This window comes from Ohtaekwangia kribbensis (assembly GCF_042676245.1).
Lineage (GTDB): Bacteria > Bacteroidota > Bacteroidia > Cytophagales > Cyclobacteriaceae > Ohtaekwangia > Ohtaekwangia kribbensis.
Genome location: NZ_JBHTKA010000003.1, coordinates 32,747 through 50,575, shown reverse-complemented (window position 1 = coordinate 50,575; position 17,829 = coordinate 32,747). Strand labels below are relative to the sequence as shown.

The 17,829-nt window shown below is 43.4% G+C and carries 18 protein-coding genes; 6 read left to right on the top strand and 12 right to left on the bottom strand.

Annotated features, from left to right (window positions below):
- On the bottom strand, window positions 1-543 hold the full coding sequence (locus ACFQ21_RS10700) for a DUF4269 domain-containing protein (protein ID WP_377578785.1): 543 nt from the start codon (window positions 541-543) through the stop codon (window positions 1-3).
- Between the two features lie 107 nt (window positions 544-650).
- Between ACFQ21_RS10700 and ACFQ21_RS10695 the strand changes: the two genes are divergently transcribed.
- Complete coding sequence (locus ACFQ21_RS10695) at window positions 651-1,028, top strand: hypothetical protein (protein WP_377578783.1); 378 nt, start codon at window positions 651-653, stop codon at window positions 1,026-1,028.
- 59 nt (window positions 1,029-1,087) lie between these two features.
- Here ACFQ21_RS10695 and ACFQ21_RS10690 read toward each other — a convergent pair whose 3' ends face one another.
- The 4 genes from ACFQ21_RS10690 to ACFQ21_RS10675 all read right to left on the bottom strand — a co-directional run bounded on the left by ACFQ21_RS10690 (window position 1,088) and on the right by ACFQ21_RS10675 (window position 3,940).
- Window positions 1,088-1,588, bottom strand: a complete 501-nt coding sequence (locus tag ACFQ21_RS10690; protein WP_377578781.1) for a DUF1990 family protein — start codon at window positions 1,586-1,588, stop codon at window positions 1,088-1,090.
- Between the two features lie 220 nt (window positions 1,589-1,808).
- Window positions 1,809-2,492: a DUF1361 domain-containing protein gene (locus ACFQ21_RS10685; protein ID WP_377578779.1), complete on the bottom strand. Its 684-nt coding sequence runs from the start codon at window positions 2,490-2,492 to the stop codon at window positions 1,809-1,811.
- Window positions 2,493-2,639: 147 nt separating this feature from the next.
- Complete coding sequence (locus tag ACFQ21_RS10680; RefSeq protein ID WP_377578777.1) at window positions 2,640-3,470, bottom strand: hypothetical protein; 831 nt, start codon at window positions 3,468-3,470, stop codon at window positions 2,640-2,642.
- 41 nt (window positions 3,471-3,511) lie between these two features.
- Window positions 3,512-3,940 (bottom strand): hypothetical protein, encoded by a 429-nt coding sequence (locus ACFQ21_RS10675; protein WP_377578775.1) that lies wholly within the window; start codon window positions 3,938-3,940, stop codon window positions 3,512-3,514.
- A 133-nt stretch (window positions 3,941-4,073) separates the two neighbouring features.
- On the opposite strand from ACFQ21_RS10675, the gene ACFQ21_RS10670 reads away from it, so the two are divergent.
- The 3 genes from ACFQ21_RS10670 to trxA all read left to right on the top strand — a co-directional run bounded on the left by ACFQ21_RS10670 (window position 4,074) and on the right by trxA (window position 9,527).
- Complete coding sequence (locus tag ACFQ21_RS10670; RefSeq protein ID WP_377578773.1) at window positions 4,074-5,675, top strand: DUF4139 domain-containing protein; 1,602 nt, start codon at window positions 4,074-4,076, stop codon at window positions 5,673-5,675.
- A gap of 325 nt (window positions 5,676-6,000) precedes the next feature.
- Entirely contained in the window at window positions 6,001-8,625 is a 2,625-nt protein-coding gene (locus tag ACFQ21_RS10665) for a galactose-binding domain-containing protein (RefSeq protein WP_377578771.1), read from the top strand.
- 188 nt (window positions 8,626-8,813) lie between these two features.
- Window positions 8,814-9,527, top strand: coding sequence for a thioredoxin (trxA, locus tag ACFQ21_RS10660; RefSeq protein ID WP_377578769.1), 714 nt, complete (start codon window positions 8,814-8,816; stop codon window positions 9,525-9,527).
- Window positions 9,528-9,570: 43 nt separating this feature from the next.
- On the opposite strand, the gene ACFQ21_RS10655 is transcribed toward trxA, so the two are convergent.
- The 4 genes from ACFQ21_RS10655 to ACFQ21_RS10640 all read right to left on the bottom strand — a co-directional run bounded on the left by ACFQ21_RS10655 (window position 9,571) and on the right by ACFQ21_RS10640 (window position 12,640).
- Window positions 9,571-10,836 (bottom strand): serine hydrolase domain-containing protein, encoded by a 1,266-nt coding sequence (locus ACFQ21_RS10655; protein WP_377578767.1) that lies wholly within the window; start codon window positions 10,834-10,836, stop codon window positions 9,571-9,573.
- Window positions 10,837-10,883: 47 nt separating this feature from the next.
- Window positions 10,884-11,453: an NUMOD4 domain-containing protein gene (locus ACFQ21_RS10650; RefSeq protein ID WP_377578765.1), complete on the bottom strand. Its 570-nt coding sequence runs from the start codon at window positions 11,451-11,453 to the stop codon at window positions 10,884-10,886.
- A gap of 32 nt (window positions 11,454-11,485) precedes the next feature.
- Window positions 11,486-11,707, bottom strand: coding sequence for a hypothetical protein (locus ACFQ21_RS10645; protein ID WP_377578763.1), 222 nt, complete (start codon window positions 11,705-11,707; stop codon window positions 11,486-11,488).
- A gap of 567 nt (window positions 11,708-12,274) precedes the next feature.
- Complete coding sequence (locus ACFQ21_RS10640) at window positions 12,275-12,640, bottom strand: DUF2116 family Zn-ribbon domain-containing protein (protein WP_377578761.1); 366 nt, start codon at window positions 12,638-12,640, stop codon at window positions 12,275-12,277.
- A 160-nt stretch (window positions 12,641-12,800) separates the two neighbouring features.
- Here ACFQ21_RS10640 and ACFQ21_RS10635 point away from each other — a divergent pair, with 160 nt between their 5' ends.
- Window positions 12,801-13,136 carry a single-stranded DNA-binding protein gene (locus ACFQ21_RS10635; protein ID WP_377578759.1) on the top strand — a complete coding sequence of 112 codons (336 nt, stop codon included), beginning with the start codon at window positions 12,801-12,803 and terminating at the stop codon, window positions 13,134-13,136.
- Window positions 13,137-13,281: 145 nt separating this feature from the next.
- Here ACFQ21_RS10635 and ACFQ21_RS10630 read toward each other — a convergent pair whose 3' ends face one another.
- The 3 genes from ACFQ21_RS10630 to ACFQ21_RS10620 all read right to left on the bottom strand — a co-directional run bounded on the left by ACFQ21_RS10630 (window position 13,282) and on the right by ACFQ21_RS10620 (window position 15,641).
- A complete protein-coding gene (locus tag ACFQ21_RS10630; RefSeq protein ID WP_377578757.1) occupies window positions 13,282-14,352 on the bottom strand; it encodes a hypothetical protein in 1,071 nt (356 codons plus the stop codon).
- A 109-nt stretch (window positions 14,353-14,461) separates the two neighbouring features.
- Window positions 14,462-15,109: a hypothetical protein gene (locus ACFQ21_RS10625; protein WP_377578755.1), complete on the bottom strand. Its 648-nt coding sequence runs from the start codon at window positions 15,107-15,109 to the stop codon at window positions 14,462-14,464.
- Window positions 15,099-15,641, bottom strand: a complete 543-nt coding sequence (locus ACFQ21_RS10620; protein ID WP_377578753.1) for an RNA polymerase sigma factor — start codon at window positions 15,639-15,641, stop codon at window positions 15,099-15,101. The genes ACFQ21_RS10625 and ACFQ21_RS10620 overlap by 11 nt, the downstream gene beginning before the upstream one ends.
- Window positions 15,642-15,830: 189 nt before the next feature.
- Here ACFQ21_RS10620 and ACFQ21_RS10615 point away from each other — a divergent pair, with 189 nt between their 5' ends.
- Complete coding sequence (locus ACFQ21_RS10615; RefSeq protein ID WP_377578751.1) at window positions 15,831-17,828, top strand: BatA domain-containing protein; 1,998 nt, start codon at window positions 15,831-15,833, stop codon at window positions 17,826-17,828.
- Window position 17,829 lies beyond the last annotated feature (1 nt).

Genomic DNA, 17,829 nt, shown 5'->3' with positions numbered 1-17,829 from the left:
TCACACGGATGATATCTGTGCTTCAAATACGAGCAATGCTTCGTAGGGATCGCCTGTCAGCTTTAAAGCTTTTGCAAATGCCGGTTCTGTTTTGAGCCCGCCTTGCTTTAGCGCCAATACTTGTTTGTGTAATGATTCTCCGTACTGTTTCAGTAAAAAATATTCTATCCGCAGGTGCCGATAAGCATATTGATTTTGAATAGGAACCGGCTGCGCGAAGATCTCAAATAAAAAATCGTTATAATGGAACCTTCCTATAACGGAAGGTGTTTGGCGAATGTTCTTGATTGTGCATTCGTAATCGCTATACATACCGAACGCTTGTGTGATATACTTTTCAAAGTGTGTCAGATCTTCAGCATAACAGATAATATCCAGGTCACTGTCTGGCAGATATAGGTCCAACGGCAACGTTCCTGCCAGTATAGCATCAAAGGCTTTTAATTTCGCCAGCGCATTCGTATCCGATAAAATTTTCCAGCCTTGTTGCTGAATGGGTGAACCGTTCAACAGGTAATTTATGTTTGTAAAATCAAGTAGCATTTCAGTTTTCAATATAGCCAAATTGTCTAATGCGGTGTCGTTTTGGCTGAAGCTATAAATTGGTATAGGTATTGATTCACGTAAGACCAAGAAGGGAGATATAACAGATGAAAAAGAAATTTCAGGATTTATTAACTTCCGTGGATGTTCTGAATACGTTGCATGGAGGTATCAGCGAACCGGTTGTTACATTACGTCAGCAGTCTGGTGGCCGTGAGGTACGTGTTCGCGTTCCAGGCATCAGCAGAGATTCCATGCAAGTGGAAATCCACAACAATGTACTCTCGGTTTTTTATCTTATTCCGATCGAATCTGAAGGTAAGAAAATTAATATGCCGGTGGTAGTATATAACAAGACCATACCGTACTTCATTGACATCAGCGCTATCAAAGCTGATTTTGAAGAAAATGAATTGATCGTTCAATTGCCGTACAATGAATTATCAAGCGGGTATAACCGAAAGATACAGATAGGTGAAGAATAAGAGAAGGTTAAGTTAAGTGGTTTTTTGAGATGAGTCGTCTGCGCAAGCGGACGACTTTTTTATGCTATATATAGTTGTCTTTGAACATTCTTCAACGCTTCGCGCGTACAATATGCCTGGTACGGTAACGAAAAAACGGGTGCAAGTAATTTGCCGAAAATATTACCGGGTTTTGAAAAAGTATGAATCTTGAAGATTAGTTTTTCTTCACCTGTTTGTTCGATTGTAAAGGTAGATATACCTCGTTCAGCATGTCCTTCCAAAGTTTCATAGCTGAACCCTATGCGTGCTGCTTCGTGAATGATCGACTGAATACGGACGCCAAAAATCAATTTAAGTGATACGCTATTTATTGGAGGAATATATACCTGTTGTATAATCGTATCACCCGGCTGCATTTCTCTATCTTCCTCTTGCCACTGCGTTAGGAATGTCATGATGTGTTTCGGAAAAATTTTGTACTGAAATAGTATATCTGGGTTTATATCTTTTATTGACTTTACTGCACCTAAGCCGATTGTTGTTACCTGCTCATGCAGCTGCGCATGGCTGTAGTTCATAACCGGTTGGCAGATCAGCTTGTGCAAGTGTTGGTCAAATTGGTCCTGTTGGTCCGATAGGTATAATTGCATTCGCGGGACTTGTATACTAATTAGTGAATGAAATCCATAAACACAAAGAAATCGCGAAGAAGGCATAAAGTATCACAGGGGAATTTTCTTTGTGATTTCTATGTCTTCTCCGTGTATTCAGTGCAATGGATTTTAATTGCGCTATATACTACGACCTTCTCGTATAAACCTTCGAGAACTGAAGCAATAATATATAGCCCAGTAACAGAAAGGTAGAGAATAAAATAGTTACACCATAAGTATGCGGATGTGCCAGCGGATTGAGGATGCGCGCTGTTATGTCGTTGAGGAGTTCGGTCGGTGCCGACACGACATCCCAGCTGTTCCAACGCAGGTAGCGACCCAGATATATACCAAAACCGGCCAGCAATAAACTACCAATGGAAATGATCCAGCCAACAACTGGATGAAACCGGCTGGTGAATACAGCCTGTATGTCCATCATGGAGGCAAAGCCGAGCATCAATCCATTCCACGCAAAGAAAAGTATAAGGGCTAGGTCATACCAATACGGAACGCCAGTTCGTGGACGAAGATGAAAAAGATCTGTTAATATATAGGGAGCATTCGGAAAGAAGCACAACCATACGGCAAAAGTTATCCAAAGCCAGAACGAGCGCTTCACCTTGTGGTGGTATAGCACCAGCAGTGTGGAGATCATGTAGGGGATGAGAGCCAGGAATATATTCCATACTAAAAATACAAATGTGACCCTGGAGGTATACTGTACCCGGAAAGCAACCAGTGTTACACAGAGTATAGTAGTAAGCGAAAAGATAAGAAGGATAGGAAGCCTGTTTGTTTCCTTCAGGCGGGTGATGATGCCGAACATAGATCAGGAGTTTATTTTCCTGTTCACGCAGAAGGCTATGGAAGGGTTTAGCGGTTGGGCGGGAATTTATACTGGAAAACCGGAATTAAGAAGTAAGGAGAATACAGGCAACCATTCTTACTCCCTACTTCTGGCTTCTAACTTCTGCTACCCCGGTAACTTCTCCATCAGTCCTTCCAGCATATTCAGTAAGCCCGTAAGCTGTCCGCTCGAAGTTTTTTTCAATTCGTCTATTACAAGTGATGAAATGAGCTTTGGCCAGAAAAACGGAGACTCTACATCACCGCCTTTCTTTTCAATGGCTTCGATTTGTTCGGCCAGTGTTATGCGTAATGATTCAGGAACAGCTTTATCCTGTGAAAGCACTTTGAGCTTTTGTAGGCCTTGTTGCAAGCGGTTTGCCTGCAGATCGGCAATAGCATCGGTTAACTGGTAAGGCCAGTGTATACCGGTTTCATTGGCGAAACCAGCCCAATAGAACTTCGACTGGTTGAAATCTTTTTCATAGGCTTTGACAAGGCCGAGCAACATATAGAATACAGTGGCTTCATATTGAACCTCTGATTTTGATTTTCTCAATTGACTTTTCGCCAGTTGAGATTCCTCTCGTGCCAGTGTGTCCCATCCTTGTTCGTACATAGCAATTGAGCGCAGTGATTGTGCGAGGTAGCGGACATCTTCATCTGTACTTTCCTGTGCCAGGTCAGCTTCAGCAAAAGCCATGGCAGGTTTCTTGGAGATCGTCCAGAGATAGCCCAGCAGCAAGTGCGCATACTCTGTTTTTACCGGTGCTATAGTATCCGGAAGTTCATGATTATAGAGTGTCACGGCCGGGCCTACTGTTGTAGCCGATGCTGCTTTATATGTTTTATAGGTAAAACTAGAAGTTGTTTCTTCGTAGCGTTCACGCTCCGTTTTTTCTTTCGAACAGCCGATAACCAATAACAGGAGTGAGAGAAGTATATATTTACTTTTCAAGGGACTACTATAATTTAATGATGAAGATTAAGACGAAGCGTTTATTGAACCCGTTTGTAGGTAACTTGTGATTTCAGCGGATCGGCACTATCAGACGCGAGACCAATGGTATTGTCATCGATGAACTCTATCTTGAATTCCTGTGAAGTGGATAATCCGTATAGTGAAAAAAGATCGCGGGCAATTTTCTTTTCCGTTAGTCTGAACTGATAATTTGATGCGCGTTTTATTTCAGATACCCACACATCATTCGAGTCTGCAAACATCCTGATAAACTTGTTGTCGTTTAGTTTGAACAGCCTTCCGGTAAACTTGTCTTCCTTTCGCTCAATTTTTATCTGGATACCCTCGAACATGCTTCTGCCTTTCAGTTCCCAGACACCAACAAATTTGTCGTCTGGCACATACGCATTATTCTTGCAACCGAAGCAGAGTGACAGAAGGATAACAAATAGAAATTTTATTTTCATGAAGCGGGTAATTGTGTGTTGATTCTGTAAATATAGGAGTATGTATTTCTTCCCGGTAATAAGTGATTTCTTTTTACGATAATTTTCCAACTTTGACATTATATAACTTTCATTTCAAATTACTACTACCCCTATGAACAAACTGATCAGCAGTATTTTCGCTGGCATCTTTCTCCCGGTATTCATGTATGCTCAACCCAGCCTCCAGCATACAGTAAATACGCAAATGCAAGAGGTAACTGTTTTTCTGAATGGTGCCGAGATTGTCAGTGTTGAGAAAATACCCGTGAAGAAAGGAAGGTCTACCATCCTTTTTAAAGGACTGTCTCCTTACGTTAATAGCAAGAGTGTGCAGGTATCAGTCGATAATGTAGCATTGCTGTCGGTTTCAACCGAGAATGCTATAGAGGAGCATGATGTTCGTTTAGAGGTGATACACGATTCGATCACGGAAGTCACCGATAAATTAGAGCTTATCCACAACCAGGAAGATGCCTTGCAGTTTGAGAAAAAGATGCTGACGGAGAATCAGCGTCTGGGAGGAACACAGAGCGGAGTTCCTTTGGCTGAACTGACACGCGCAGCGGATTTTTTCAGAGAGCGAACATTAAAGATCAACAATGCACTGACTGAGCTTAGCCGGAAAAGCAAAGTGCACGACCTGCGGTTGAAGATATTGGAAGCACGGTATAAATCCATGCGTGAAAGCATAAATACAGCGCGCAAGCATATTGTAGTAACCATTGCTTCTGATAAAGACCAGACGGCAAACTTTATAATTCGTTACCTGGTAACGGAAGCGGGCTGGGTTGCTTCGTATGATCTGATAGCTTCTGATATTAATAAACCGGTTACACTCAAGTATAAAGCGCAGGTATATAATAATACTGCAGTTGATTGGAAAGATGTAAAGCTTACCTTGTCAACCAGCGATCCTTCGCTTGCTGCTTCGCGACCGTACCTGACTGCGTGGACACTAAATTATTCTTCGAATGCGAATGAAGGTCTGCTTCAGAACCGCATGGCACAAGTAAACCAGAACCAATTTTCAGATCCTGCGGCCGCAGACTTTGAAGATATAGCAGCAGAAGAATTAAGTACATCTTTTCCGATTAAGCAACAGCAATCGGTATTGGCAAATGGACAATTCCACCAGCTCGACCTGATCGATGAGACATTGAATGCTTCCTTTGAATACCTCGCGATTCCGAAAGTTGATCTCAGTGCGTTTCTGATTGCCAAAGTTACCGGCTGGGAGAAATTAAACCTGATCAGCGGTATAGCCAATGTATACTTTGGAAATACATATATAGGCGAATCGCAGATTGATACACGGCTGATGAGCGACACGCTGGAACTTTCACTCGGGCGCGATAATCAGGTATTGATTGGTCGTGCGAAAATTGAAGACAAAGCCTCTACTAAATTGATCGGTTCAAAGCGCGATGAATCGTTCGTGTATGAGATCCAGGTAAAAAACAATCGCAAGACACCGATCAATATAAAGATACAGGACCAGATTCCTGTTTCCCAGGAGAGTGATATCACCGTGGAAACATCTACTATATCCGGAGCCGAACTGGATAAACCGTCTGGACGATTGCAATGGATACGAAATATACAGGCCGGTGAAGTCGTGAAGTATATAGTGTCGTTTTCTGTAAAGTATCCCAAAAACAAAACTGTCGACATCCGCAAGCAACGCGTGATTCGCACACCGCGATTCAAGCACTGATAAAGATATACCTGGAGTATAGATAGATGTACAAACTTATTTTAGAAGTAAGAAGCCAGGAGTAAGAAGTAAGAAGATTATCGGAATCTAATTCTTACTTCTTACTTCTAATTCTTGCCCCTGTTCCAACATCAATAAACGAACTAGCCCTTACTGGTTGTATTCAATGATTTACTCAATTGTGATGTAGTATTGATGTAGTCGTTTTCTTTCTGCTGAGACAGTTTTGATGTAGTCTGTTAATTGACTTGCCCGGCTGTATTTGTTCATTTTTGGATTAACACAAACGTTTGTGTTAAGAGTTCAACCAGTAAACCCAAAATGTATGAACAGCAATTACAGAACGATACACCTGCGAAAGGTGTGGCTACTTTTAATGGCTTGCCTGGCCTCGGCAACACTATATGCTCAGACACTGGTCTGGGAAGATAACTTTGACGGCCCTTCCATCGATGGTAACAAATGGACCTTTGACTTTGGCGATGGCTGCGAGCGTGGCTTATGTGGCTGGGGCAACAGCGAGTTACAATACTATACCAGTCGCACTGATAACGCGCGTATTGAGAATGGAAACCTGGTGATTGAAGCCAAGCGTGAAAATTTTCAGACACGTGAATTTACTTCTGCACGTCTCAAGTCAGAAGGTCGCATGCATTTTAAGTACGGTACACTTGAAGCACGCATTAAGGTACCGAATCTCGCGAACGGCTTGTGGCCGGCATACTGGATGTTGGGCACTACAGGCAATTGGCCTGCTAACGGAGAGATTGATATGATGGAGATGGGATCAGCTGCTGCTATAGCTGCGGGTGTTACAAACCGGAGAGCCGGTGCTGCCGTGCATTGGGATTACCAGGGATCGCAAGCTGACTTCGGTGAAGACTATACCAGTGCAACGGATCTTACCACAGGCTATCATATCTATAAACTCACGTGGGATTCACAATTCATCCGTGTCTTCATCGACAACATTGAGTTCTTTGACTTCGCTATATCGGATATAGCGGGAGGCTCGCTGGAAGAATTTCATATACCACACTATCTGATCCTTAACCTCGCTGTGGGCGGAACCTATACAGGTGTGATGTCTGCGGCTGGTATAACTGCGCCACTGCCGGGAAAAATGGAGATTGACTATATACGCTTATACCAGAACAGCGGAAGCACGTTATACCTGGGAAGCGCGAATGCTCAATCCGGAACCTTTGGTGTATATACGGAAAATACTCCGGTGAATAACCAGCTAACGTACGGGGTAGACGCCAATTTATACCTTTGGAATAATCTTACTCCCATATCAGCGACTCCGTACGAAGGCAGCCAGGTAATGGCGTATCGTGCCAATGCAGGTGCGTGGTTTGGACTTGGTGTTGCTACTGACTATAAGAACATGAGCAGCTTTGCCGGTGGTCATCTTAAATTCCACATGAAGACCTCATCAACCGCTACATTTAAAGTCGGCATCAGTACAGCTTTTGGTGATAGCTGGATTGACTTTGTGAATGGCGGACAGCAGTATGGACTGGTTCGCGATGGTAACTGGCATGAAGTATCTATACCCTTCAGTGCCTTTTATAATCTTGATCTATACTCCGTCAAGCAGATGTTTATGGTAGTGGCCGATCCGCCTGCTGCCAACGTAGATATATTTATCGACAATATATACTATAGTGGTGGTGCTGTTACGAATACACCGCCTACTGTGTCGATGACATCACCAACTGCCGGTGCAACTTTTATACAAGGACAGTCTATTACGATAAACGCAACCGCAGCTGATGCCAACGGCTCGGTAAGCAAAGTCGAATTTTATGCCGATGGCGTAAAGCTGGGTGAAGATACATCATCCCCCTATACCTATACATGGACAGGTGCTACACCAGGTACCAAAGTACTCACGGCAAAAGTAACGGATAATGGTAACGCAACCACTACATCATCTTCTGTTTCCATTACGGTAAATGCGGCAGCGACCAATCTTGCGTTGAATAAAACAGTTACTGTATCATCGACAGAGAACGCTACATTAACCGGAGCAGCCGCAGTGGACGGCAATGGCACTACACGGTGGTCAAGTGCATTCAGTGATCCGCAGTGGATCTATGTTGATCTTGGAGCAACCTATAATATCAACCGTGTAAAAGTTACCTGGGAGGCAGCATACGGTAAAGATTACCAGGTACAGGTGTCGTCTAATGCTTCTTCATGGACATCGATAAAAACAATTACCAATAACACAGCACTGGTAAACGATCACACCGGCCTGAGTGGCAGTGGGCGTTATGTTCGCGTCAATGGTACCGCGCGGGGCACAGCATACGGTTATTCTATCTATGAGCTCGAGGTATATGGAACACCGGGTACCAGCAGCACCGCATGCACCGGTACTGCAGCGAATGGTGATTACCGCTATGAAGTATCTACATCAGGCGGCAATGTTAATTGGAAATTTATACCGCTGTCTCCAATACAGGGAAGTACACTTTCCATCATCTATGTAAAAGTAGGCAGTGGTGGTTATGCAGGATACCCGATGACGCAATCGGGCAGCGACTTTACCTTCTCACAGGCACAAAGCAATGGCAGTGCGCTTACATTTTACTTTACCTATCGCGTGGGCAATACCACTACAGAACGTAACTCCAGTGCCAATCCGCATAGCTATACCGTTGGAACAACTTGTTCCGGAGCGAGAACTGCGGCACCGGAAACATTCGCAGCAGAATCGGAATCTCCGATTGAAATTTTCCCGAACCCAGTGAAGCATGAGTTACGGGTGAAAGGTGTAAGCGAAGCGCCTATAAAAATTACAGATGTTGCCGGTAAGGAAATTCTCAACGGTGAACTGAAGGCCGGGGCGATTGAAGTATCATCAATACCATCGGGTATATATATAGCAATCATTCGCAGTAATCGAGGTATGGCTGTGAAAAGGTTTTTGAAACAGTAGTCATACTGTCGTTGTATATATGTAAAGAGTAAGAAGGCATGCCTTCTTACTCTTTTTGTTTTTAGAACAATGGCAGATGCCGGAGAGGAGCACGGGGCGGTGGTCGCCCGGACGCTCGCGTCATAGAACTAAATCGGAAATGGAATTGTATTATTGCAGGATCAAAGGCATTTTAAAACGTACACAACATGCATGTATTACAAAAAATAGGTCTGACGATTCTGGCAATGACGATTCTGCTGTCAGCAGTTCATGCTCAGGACAAGCAACAGCTTTCGGTCGATGAGTTTGAGACAAAGCTTAATCAAACGCCCGAAAGTCAGTTGGTAGATGTGCGGACTCCGGAAGAGTTTAGGAAGAATCATATTAAGGGAGCGTTTAACATCAATATCAACAGTGACGAATTTGAGAAGCAGGTGGCTGCGCTTGATAAAACAAAACCGATTCTGGTCTACTGTCTCTCCGGAGGAAGAAGTGCGAAGGCTGCCGCGTATATGCGTAAGCAAGGTTTTAGCAAGGTATATGAAATGGATGGCGGTATGATGCAGTGGACCGCGCAGAATAAACCATTTGAGGCCAGCGAAAAATCTTTACCGGGCATGTCGGAAGCAGACTTCGGGAAGAATGTAGATACCGATAAAATTGTATTGGTGGATTTTTATGCAAAGTGGTGTGCTCCCTGCAAGAAGATGGCTCCCTGGCTGGAGGAATTAGTCACGCAATACCCTGACCAGGTAACGCTGCTCAAGATCAACGTTGATGAAAATTCAGTGCTGGTAAAGAAGATGAAGGTAGATGCACTGCCAACGCTGCAGCTATACAAAAAGGGTAAAAAGGTATGGTCGAAAACCGGACTTGCCGAGAAGAAGGAATTAGAAGAGAAGATAAAAGAAAACTTATAGTATATCTCTCCGGCAAATCTGTCGGAGAGATATATACTATATCTTAATCTGCAAAGCTCTGGTAGGTGAGCGTTTTGAATTTATCACCAATGGCCCAGTGCGCGCTGTTATATACATTGGTAAAGATGAGTCCGATCAGCTTCTCTTTTGGATCAGCCCAGTAATGTGTGTTGAAAGCTCCTCCCCACGAGAACGACCCCAACGATACGATAGACTGGTAATCATTCTCAACAGTTTCCAGTCCGAACCCCAAACCTACATGCGAGCCGTTAATATGTTGATCAGTTAACATCAGCTCAATAGTTTTACGACTGAGTATCCGAACGCCATTATACTGTCCGTTGTTCAGGAACATCTGCAGAAATTTAGCATAGTCCTCAACCGTTGAAGAAAGACCAGCGCCTCCTGAGAAATAAGTTCCTGCTGTATTCGGATAGTCAGGATCAACATTGTCGTAAGCTTTTGCCTGAGGCTTTACAATCTTGCCATCTTTATCCGTATATAATGTAACGAGACGACTGTGTTTTTCTTTCGGCAAATAGAAATATGTATCCTTCATGCCGAGCGGGTCGAAAACGCGTTTCTTCAGAAATTCATCGAACGGCATTCCTGACCAGACTTCCACCAGGTATCCCAGCAGATCGTTGTTTAATCCATAGGTCCACTTCTCTCCCGGGTTGTGTCTCAACGGAAGTTTTCCGAGTATGCGCATCTTTTCTCCGAGTATAGCATTGTTGTTTCCTATACCACTGGGTACACCGGCCTTTGCATATATGGCTCTGAACTCGCTGCTTCCGATAGCGGCATAGTCAATACCGGAAGAGTGCGTGAACAGCTGACGAATTGTTACTTCACTTTTGGCTGGCTCCGTAGTATAGCTGCTGTCTTTCGGGTTAAAGGTTTTTAATACCGTGGGATTTTTAAATTCCGGTATATACTTTGAAACCGGGTCGTCCAGCAAAAACTTGCCCTCTTCAAAAAGTATAAGTGCTGCCAGTGCTGTAACCGCTTTACTCTGCGATGCAATTCTGAAGATGTTATCTTTCTTTAAAGGTGTTTTTGTTTCTACATCGCTATAGCCATACGCTTTGTGGTATACAATTTTGCCATTGCGTACAATCAACACAACAGCACCTGGTATCGACTGGTTGGTTACATATTCATTAACCACCTTATCGATTCGGGATAGCCGGTCCGTTGCGAAACCAACTTCTTCGGGCTTTGAGACAGGTGTAAGTGTTTTTAGTTGTGAAACGGCTGATGAGGAAATAAAACAAAATAGTATTCCCGCAAGGAAAGTATTGCGCATGGTTGTTTGTAAAATGGTTTAGTACGACAGCAAATATAAAGAAGCCGTTACACTTTTACGTGTGCCCAGTTCTCTCCGATTTTGATGCGGTGTATTTGCATATCGGAAACCCGGAAGCGCTTGGCAAGTGCTTTCAAAGTTGGTTGCTTCTTCGATTTGAAGAGCGCTACTTTTATCTGCTTCACTTTGTCTTGTGTAAGCTTCGGTCCTTCATCAGGGTTGAGGCGCTGCAGTACATTGGGGTCGCGCTTGGCATGCTCGATTTGTGCTTCGTGGTTAACCCACTTCAGGTTGGTTGCTTTGTTATTGTCTTTGCGGTGATCAACATGAATAACAAACGCATTCTTGTTGTTGGTGGGCTTATTAAAGTACTCTGCCACAAGCCGGTGTATATAGTAATTCTGGCGGGTGTCTTCACGACCAATGGTTATACTTGGGTAGCCCTGCGTTAAACGCGGTTTCAATATATATCCGTCTTCAATTTCTTTTTTAAAGCTAACGATGCGTCCTTTGTCAGACACAGCATAACGCTTGGTTGATGTTCCTTTTTTCAGTTTTAGTTCTTTCCAGTTTTCTCCCGGCAGGAGTTTCAGTTTGCTTTTTTGTAGTGTAGCCATAAGTTTAAAGGTAAAGGGTTCAGAGTTAAGGGTCAGGCGTGAAGATGCCCTGTGGGTATAGTCACACCGTTGCGGTTCTGGTTTCCTATACTATAGCGTTTAGCCATCGGTATAGAAACCACGTTTACCATGGCATGGGAACCTGGGTATAGAATGTGTCCACCGGCTTCCGCTGCTATAGCTTTTTCAAGCATGCTTCCTATCTGTATATACCCTGGGTATAACGTAGTGGCTGCTGCTCGCAGTCCATGCATGCTAAAGGGCAATATTCCCTTCCGATAGATTTTACGATAAGTCTTAAGAATGTAGTCAGGCATTACACAACTTAATGACAACGGTATATCCATCATATTGCCTGCTGACAACTGGCAATACCAATTTATTCCACAGGGAGTATCAGGATCAGGATACTGGAGCATCTTTGATTACATCTAAGCTTTTCACCGTCTGACACCAAAAAAAGGGGGGTAACTGAAGATTTATTTGATTTACAGACAATGAATGTTATTAAAGTAAATATTATTTTTTGTAAGGGGCAAGACTTTAACCAAAAAGGTGTCCGGTTTTTTTCAAAACAGATCATACCATCAAAGCTATAGCCACCCCGTGTTGTGTAGTTGCGATTCTTTGCAAACCCTTTAACAGAGCTGTCTTCCGCTCGCTATGCCTCCCTATAGTTATAAAAGTTACCCTGGAAACGAAGGGTATAGGTGGCTTTCATGTAGGTTTATGTAGGTATACAAGGCTGTTTTCGTAGCCTATAGATGATTTTTGTTGTAGTTATGTATATCTATACCTGATTATGTGGTATATTATATGAGTCAGAAGTCTTTTTTATGAACAAGCAGGTAATAATCTTTTTCAATAGCCAGGTATCCTTGTTCGTAACAGTAAAAGTATTGCGCTCCCTCGCGCGTTTTGTAAACACTGGTGAAGAAGTTAAAGTCAAAGCCTCTGGCGTTTAGCCTCTCTTTACTTACTCTACTTTTGCCATCCGGGTTAAGGTCTAACAGGATGCGTCTGTTCTTGCGTAGTATATTATTGACGTTACGCATCAGATTGGTGTCATCACTGTTAAGCTTGTTGTTAAAGGAACTCCGGCATTGATCAGAGCAAAACTTTTTATCAACCCTGCCTTTGATGGCAGTACCACATTCAATGCACTTCTTTTCAACTATACCTGGCATATAACTATCCGTTTACAAACGGCTACAAACGAAAGTAAGCGAAAGTATCCGTTTTTCATACGACTATAAATTTGTTTAGCTCCCAACTTTGCATCATCAATCACCAACGAAGTGGTTCGATAAAATACTAGCTAACGCAACAATAAATATAAATACATATATGGCAAACTTACGCAACAGTGTACAACTCATCGGTCGTCTGGGTAAAGATCCAGAGGTAAAAACATTCGACACCGGTAAAAAACTGGCAACTTTTTCAATTGCTACGAATAGTACATACCGTAATCAGAAAGGAGAGAAGGTAGAGGAGACGCAATGGCATAGCCTCGTTCTGTGGGATAACCTCGCAGATATAGCTGCCCAATATCTAAAGAAAGGAAACGAGATCGCTATAGAAGGTAAACTGGTGCATCGCACGTATGAAACATCCACCGGAGAGAAACGCTATATCACCGAGATCAGCGTGAATGATATGGTAATGTTAAGTGGAAAATAAGAATAGAAGTTAAGGAGATTAAAAAGTTAGCTGTTAGTTATCGTTAGCCTGTAAACGTTAGCCTTCGTGTTGTGCTACTCTAAAATTAGCCTGGCTCTTGTGGTGCCAGGCTTCTTAGGATATTTATAGCGAAGGTATATATAGCTTAAAAAGCATAGGTTAGCTTCATGCCGAACTGCAATTTTCTGAAGTCTTCCGTCAGGTAAAATTCGGGTATAATGTTGAGGCGCGTATTACCGATATCTGAAAAGAAGAAAAATTTAGCAGTTTTTCCTTTAAAAAAGTTTTCAGTTTCATGCACAAGAACGGCTGCACCTATACCTGACCACATAGGACGGCTTCCATGTTTGCCAAAATTTTTCCGATACGTAATGCCGAGGAAGGAACTAATGGAGTTGGTATAGCCTCCTTCGCTTTTATTTTCCAGCAGAAACATACTGGAATAAGATAACTCTATCTTGTGGCTGGTTCGGTTGAAGCGGTCACTGAAACTTAAGCCGATAGAGGGCGAAAGCTCGGGATAAAATTTATCTCTGAATACACCTACACCAGCACCGGCTGTGAGGTATAGGAAATCGTGCATTTCCGTATGCAATACGTTGCTATAGCTTATGGTATTGTTCTGCATAATGAACCTGGCCTTGAAGCTTTTTCGGCCGATGTAGTAATTTTTTGATTCCTCACGAACGCGTGATACGATTTGTGGAAAGTTATTACTGGCAAGTTCACGCAACTTGCTTCGCTCAGGGATATATAGATATACTTTAGCCGTTTCAGTTTGTAAAAAGATTTCTATACCCGGGGGAAGCAACTGTATAATTTGCTGATCCTTTACCAAGACGGTAGTCTGCGGTTTTGTTTCTTCTATCGTAATTTCTTTTTCATTGTTCAGTTTATTAACTACGCGTATCGTAACCGCCTGTCCTTTTTGATGAGCCGGGATACTTTTTTCAAGATAACCATCCAGTTCCTGTAGTGTAGCCGGAAAGTTCTCGATCAACGAGCTGTGATTTTCGAATCGCTTCAATTCAAACACTACAAGCGATTCCTGCTCCGGGAATTCCACGCGAATAGAATCCGGATAGTAATTAATAGCATCGCGTTTGGTTCGGTATATATTCTCGTGGCGTCCGTGGCCTGAAGAATAATTAACCACTTGTGCGTTCAATGTGCTAGAGGTAATGACAAGGATGAATATAATGTTATAGTATTTCATGATCTGAAGTGATTTCGGGTTCTGTTATTTAATTTAGATATAGTTATACTGTCTGGATGCCGGTGCACAAGGCATTCAGTAATATTTGTATTAAAATTATAGTGAATGATTAGTTCATCCTGGCGATGATGAGTTGACTTCCCTCGGATTCTCCGTTCGTTGACTTCCCTTTTAGAAATCTGAATTTTTTCTTTTTCTCGAGCTGCGTTACCAGTGGTTGCTCCTGCGGAGGAATTATACCTATAATTACTTTCGGTCGTTTATCAACATCTGTGACAACTTCCTGTTGTGCACTTTCGGGTATGGTTACCGGGGTAGTCATCTCCTGGTTCGCTACAGTTGCCGTGTCGCGGAATGTTGCTTGCAATGCAGCTGCAGAGCTATAGGGCTCTTCTTCAATTCTGATTCGGGCACTGTTTTGTGTTATAGCGTTTCCTGGTGTAACGGTCTCAATTTTTGCCGGTATATCTTTACTTTCAGAAAGTGGTGAATTTACTATAGCCGGTTGCGCAGAATTTATTCCGCCTGACGGTATTGCTTTACCCTGTGTATAGGATGTCTGTTGGTAAATATATACTCCGGCCAATACAGCAACCGTTAAGGTGGCGGCTATCGAAAAGTATACCGGTCGCTTGGATCTTGTGGCAGTGCGATGGATCTCCATACGAGTCCATAATTCGTCCTTGTTCCAACGGACAGGGTATTGCTCGGCTTCCTGAACCTTCAGGCGAATATTTTTTTCGGTGTTATGTTCCATAATGGTATCCTTCTTGGGTGAGCATTTTCTTTAAAAGTGCTTTAGCTTTAAACAACTGCGACCGCGAAGTACTCTCCGTGATCTCCAGCATCGCAGCAATCTCCGCATGGTTATAGCCTTCCACTACAAACAGGTTGAAAACCGTGCGGTAGCCTGTGGGCAGTTGGGTTATGAGTTGATAAACATCTTCAGCCTCCTGCTCGCTGAAAGCGTGCAGGTCGGGTTCCGGTATAGAGGCATCCAGACTCTCCGTCAGGTTAAAGTTGTGTCTTCTTCTCAGCCACATCAGCGATTCATTCACCACAATCCTGTGCATCCATCCTTCCGTGCTTCCTGCGCCCTGGTAAGTAAAGTTGTCAAGGCCACGGAATATCTTGGTGAAGGCCGTCATTAACACATCCTCGGCATCGGCATCACTTCGTATGTACCGACAGGCCAGCCGGTACAATCGGTCAGCATAGCATTTATATAATTGCTCTTGTGCTTTGCCGTTGCCCTGCTTACATTTTTTAACGAGGTCTTCTTCAGTCAAGCGGTTTGGGGGTTGTGGTTTTATAGATAGAAATGCCATCTTCGCAGCGGTCGTTGCCTGACCCCTGAATTCTTTTTTAAGATGTTGCTGTGGCAGGCGAAAGTTTTATGGGCAGGAGGAGGCGGTCGTTAGTCAAATTATAGACACTACCGTGAATGAATAGCCGTTTAACTATTAACTTTATCGCTGATGAATTTTTTATATCCTTCTTTTCTGTGGGCGCTGGGTGTGCTGTCTGTTCCGATCATCATTCACCTTTTTAATTTTCGCAGAACAACCAGGATCTATTTTTCCAATAACCGTTTTTTGAAACAGGTAAAGGAAGCCACTACAGCCAAGCGCAGGCTGAAGCACTATCTTATTCTCGCTTCCAGATTGCTGTTCCTGTTTTTTCTGGTGATCACATTTTGCCAGCCCATCATCCCCGCTAAAAATCAATTGACCAACGACCATGCTATTGTTCTATACCTCGATAACTCGCAAAGCATGTCGGCACAGATGGAAGACAAAGTGCGCGGCCTTGATGCTGGAATTGCTTTTGTAAAAAATATTGTCTCACTGTTTCCGCCTGATACCCGGTATAAGCTCATCACCAACGACTTTGCTCCGTTTTCGAATTCGTTCAAAACAAAATCGGAGATACTCGACCTGCTCACACAAGTGCGCCTCTCGCCTGTAAGCAGAACCATGCAGGAAGTAACAGACCGCATCCGCCAGCAAGGCGCAGCCCATGAACGTGAAGTATTCTGGATATCAGACTTTCAGAAATCAACCTTGGGCGCTATACCAACAACGCTTGACTCGGCAACGCAGTGGCACCTGGTGCCGATTCGCTTCGCATCTCTGTCGAATATATTTATCGATTCTGCTTATCTCGAAAATCCGTTTGCTGCCAGTGGCGAGAAAAATGTATTGCGTGTAAAAGTACGGAACGATGGTAAACGCGATGTCGACCAACTCAGTCTTAAACTGACCATTAACAATATACAATCCGGTGCCGCTACATTGGATGTGCCACAAGGTGGTGTTGCCGAAACTACGTTTGATCTGGCCACCGGATTAACCGGACTCAACAAGGCACAGATAACCTTCAATGATTTCCCGGTAAGTTTCGATAACGAATTTTTCTTCGCGCTGAATTTTACCGACAAGATCAAGGTGGTAGAGATTAAAAAAGATAATGAGCCTACACCGGTCGAGAAAGTATATGGTAACAAGCTCGTATTTAGTTACCATGGTTTTGCTGTGAGTAATTTTAACTATAACGAACTGGCGCAGGCGGATCTTGTGGTTGTCAACGGACTGAATACTGTCGATCCTTCATTGACGAATGCACTGTCAGACTATATCAATAAAGGAGGAACATTGTTACTGGTGCCGGGTACCCAACCTGATGTTAACAACCTGAAGAATCTGGCGCAGGTGGCGGGGTTGAACGCTGCTCCGAAAGGTGAACTGGCTGACCTGGACAGACCTGATTTTTCAAACCCGTTTTTTGAAAATGTGTTTGAAGAAAAATCGATATCACTCGCTATGCCGAAAGCTTCGCGTGTGCTCGACTGGGGCAACGATCGCGCGGCTATACTTCGATTTAAAAATGATCTGCCTTTCCTTTCACTGTTCAATCGTGGTGGCAAGATATATATACTGGCCAGTGCGCTCGACCGCGACTTCACTGATTTTCACCAGCATGCATTGTTTGTCCCGGTAATGTATCGCATCGCTGCGAGTGCGCGTAGAAATGAAACCAAACATTATTATACCCTGCGCGAGAATTTAATTACCCTGCGACTGGATAGTATAAAGAATGATGAACCGTTAAAGTTAGTGGGTAAAGAAGAAGTTATACCGGGCCAGCGTAAAGTGGGCGACCGTGTGTTTATGGAAGTTCCCAAGTTCTCGATCGAGCAGGGCTTCTATAAAATTGCTTCGCAGCGCGACACTATAGGCTTGCTCGCTTTTAACCTGGATAAGGAAGAATCGCTCATGGACCAATATCCGGGTGAAGAAATAAAAACAAGAGTGGGTGGAGGAAATAACATCAGCATTTTTACAGCATCAACATCCGATACTTTCAGCAACGAAATAAAGGAGCGATATTTGGGCACGCCCTTGTGGAAGTACGCATTGTTGCTGGCATTGCTCTTCATTATAACAGAAGTATTACTGATCCGTTTTTTGAAATAAA

What these genes read in the sequence shown, in the direction of transcription:
- ACFQ21_RS10665 (WP_377578771.1), top strand. Translation starts at nt 6,001, where the DNA reads ATGAACAGCAATTACAGAACGATACACCTGCGAAAGGTGTGGCTACTT.
- ACFQ21_RS10615 (WP_377578751.1), top strand. Translation starts at nt 15,831, where the DNA reads ATGAATTTTTTATATCCTTCTTTTCTGTGGGCGCTGGGTGTGCTGTCT.
- ACFQ21_RS10695 (WP_377578783.1), top strand. Translation starts at nt 651, where the DNA reads ATGAAAAAGAAATTTCAGGATTTATTAACTTCCGTGGATGTTCTGAAT.
- ACFQ21_RS10650 (WP_377578765.1), bottom strand. Translation starts at nt 11,453, where the DNA reads ATGGCTACACTACAAAAAAGCAAACTGAAACTCCTGCCGGGAGAAAAC.
- trxA (WP_377578769.1), top strand. Translation starts at nt 8,814, where the DNA reads ATGCATGTATTACAAAAAATAGGTCTGACGATTCTGGCAATGACGATT.
- ACFQ21_RS10675 (WP_377578775.1), bottom strand. Translation starts at nt 3,940, where the DNA reads ATGAAAATAAAATTTCTATTTGTTATCCTTCTGTCACTCTGCTTCGGT.
- ACFQ21_RS10635 (WP_377578759.1), top strand. Translation starts at nt 12,801, where the DNA reads ATGGCAAACTTACGCAACAGTGTACAACTCATCGGTCGTCTGGGTAAA.
- ACFQ21_RS10640 (WP_377578761.1), bottom strand. Translation starts at nt 12,640, where the DNA reads ATGCCAGGTATAGTTGAAAAGAAGTGCATTGAATGTGGTACTGCCATC.
- ACFQ21_RS10685 (WP_377578779.1), bottom strand. Translation starts at nt 2,492, where the DNA reads ATGTTCGGCATCATCACCCGCCTGAAGGAAACAAACAGGCTTCCTATC.
- ACFQ21_RS10645 (WP_377578763.1), bottom strand. Translation starts at nt 11,707, where the DNA reads ATGCATGGACTGCGAGCAGCAGCCACTACGTTATACCCAGGGTATATA.
- ACFQ21_RS10690 (WP_377578781.1), bottom strand. Translation starts at nt 1,588, where the DNA reads ATGAACTACAGCCATGCGCAGCTGCATGAGCAGGTAACAACAATCGGC.
- ACFQ21_RS10655 (WP_377578767.1), bottom strand. Translation starts at nt 10,836, where the DNA reads ATGCGCAATACTTTCCTTGCGGGAATACTATTTTGTTTTATTTCCTCA.
- ACFQ21_RS10630 (WP_377578757.1), bottom strand. Translation starts at nt 14,352, where the DNA reads ATGAAATACTATAACATTATATTCATCCTTGTCATTACCTCTAGCACA.
- ACFQ21_RS10625 (WP_377578755.1), bottom strand. Translation starts at nt 15,109, where the DNA reads ATGGAACATAACACCGAAAAAAATATTCGCCTGAAGGTTCAGGAAGCC.
- ACFQ21_RS10670 (WP_377578773.1), top strand. Translation starts at nt 4,074, where the DNA reads ATGAACAAACTGATCAGCAGTATTTTCGCTGGCATCTTTCTCCCGGTA.
- ACFQ21_RS10700 (WP_377578785.1), bottom strand. Translation starts at nt 543, where the DNA reads ATGCTACTTGATTTTACAAACATAAATTACCTGTTGAACGGTTCACCC.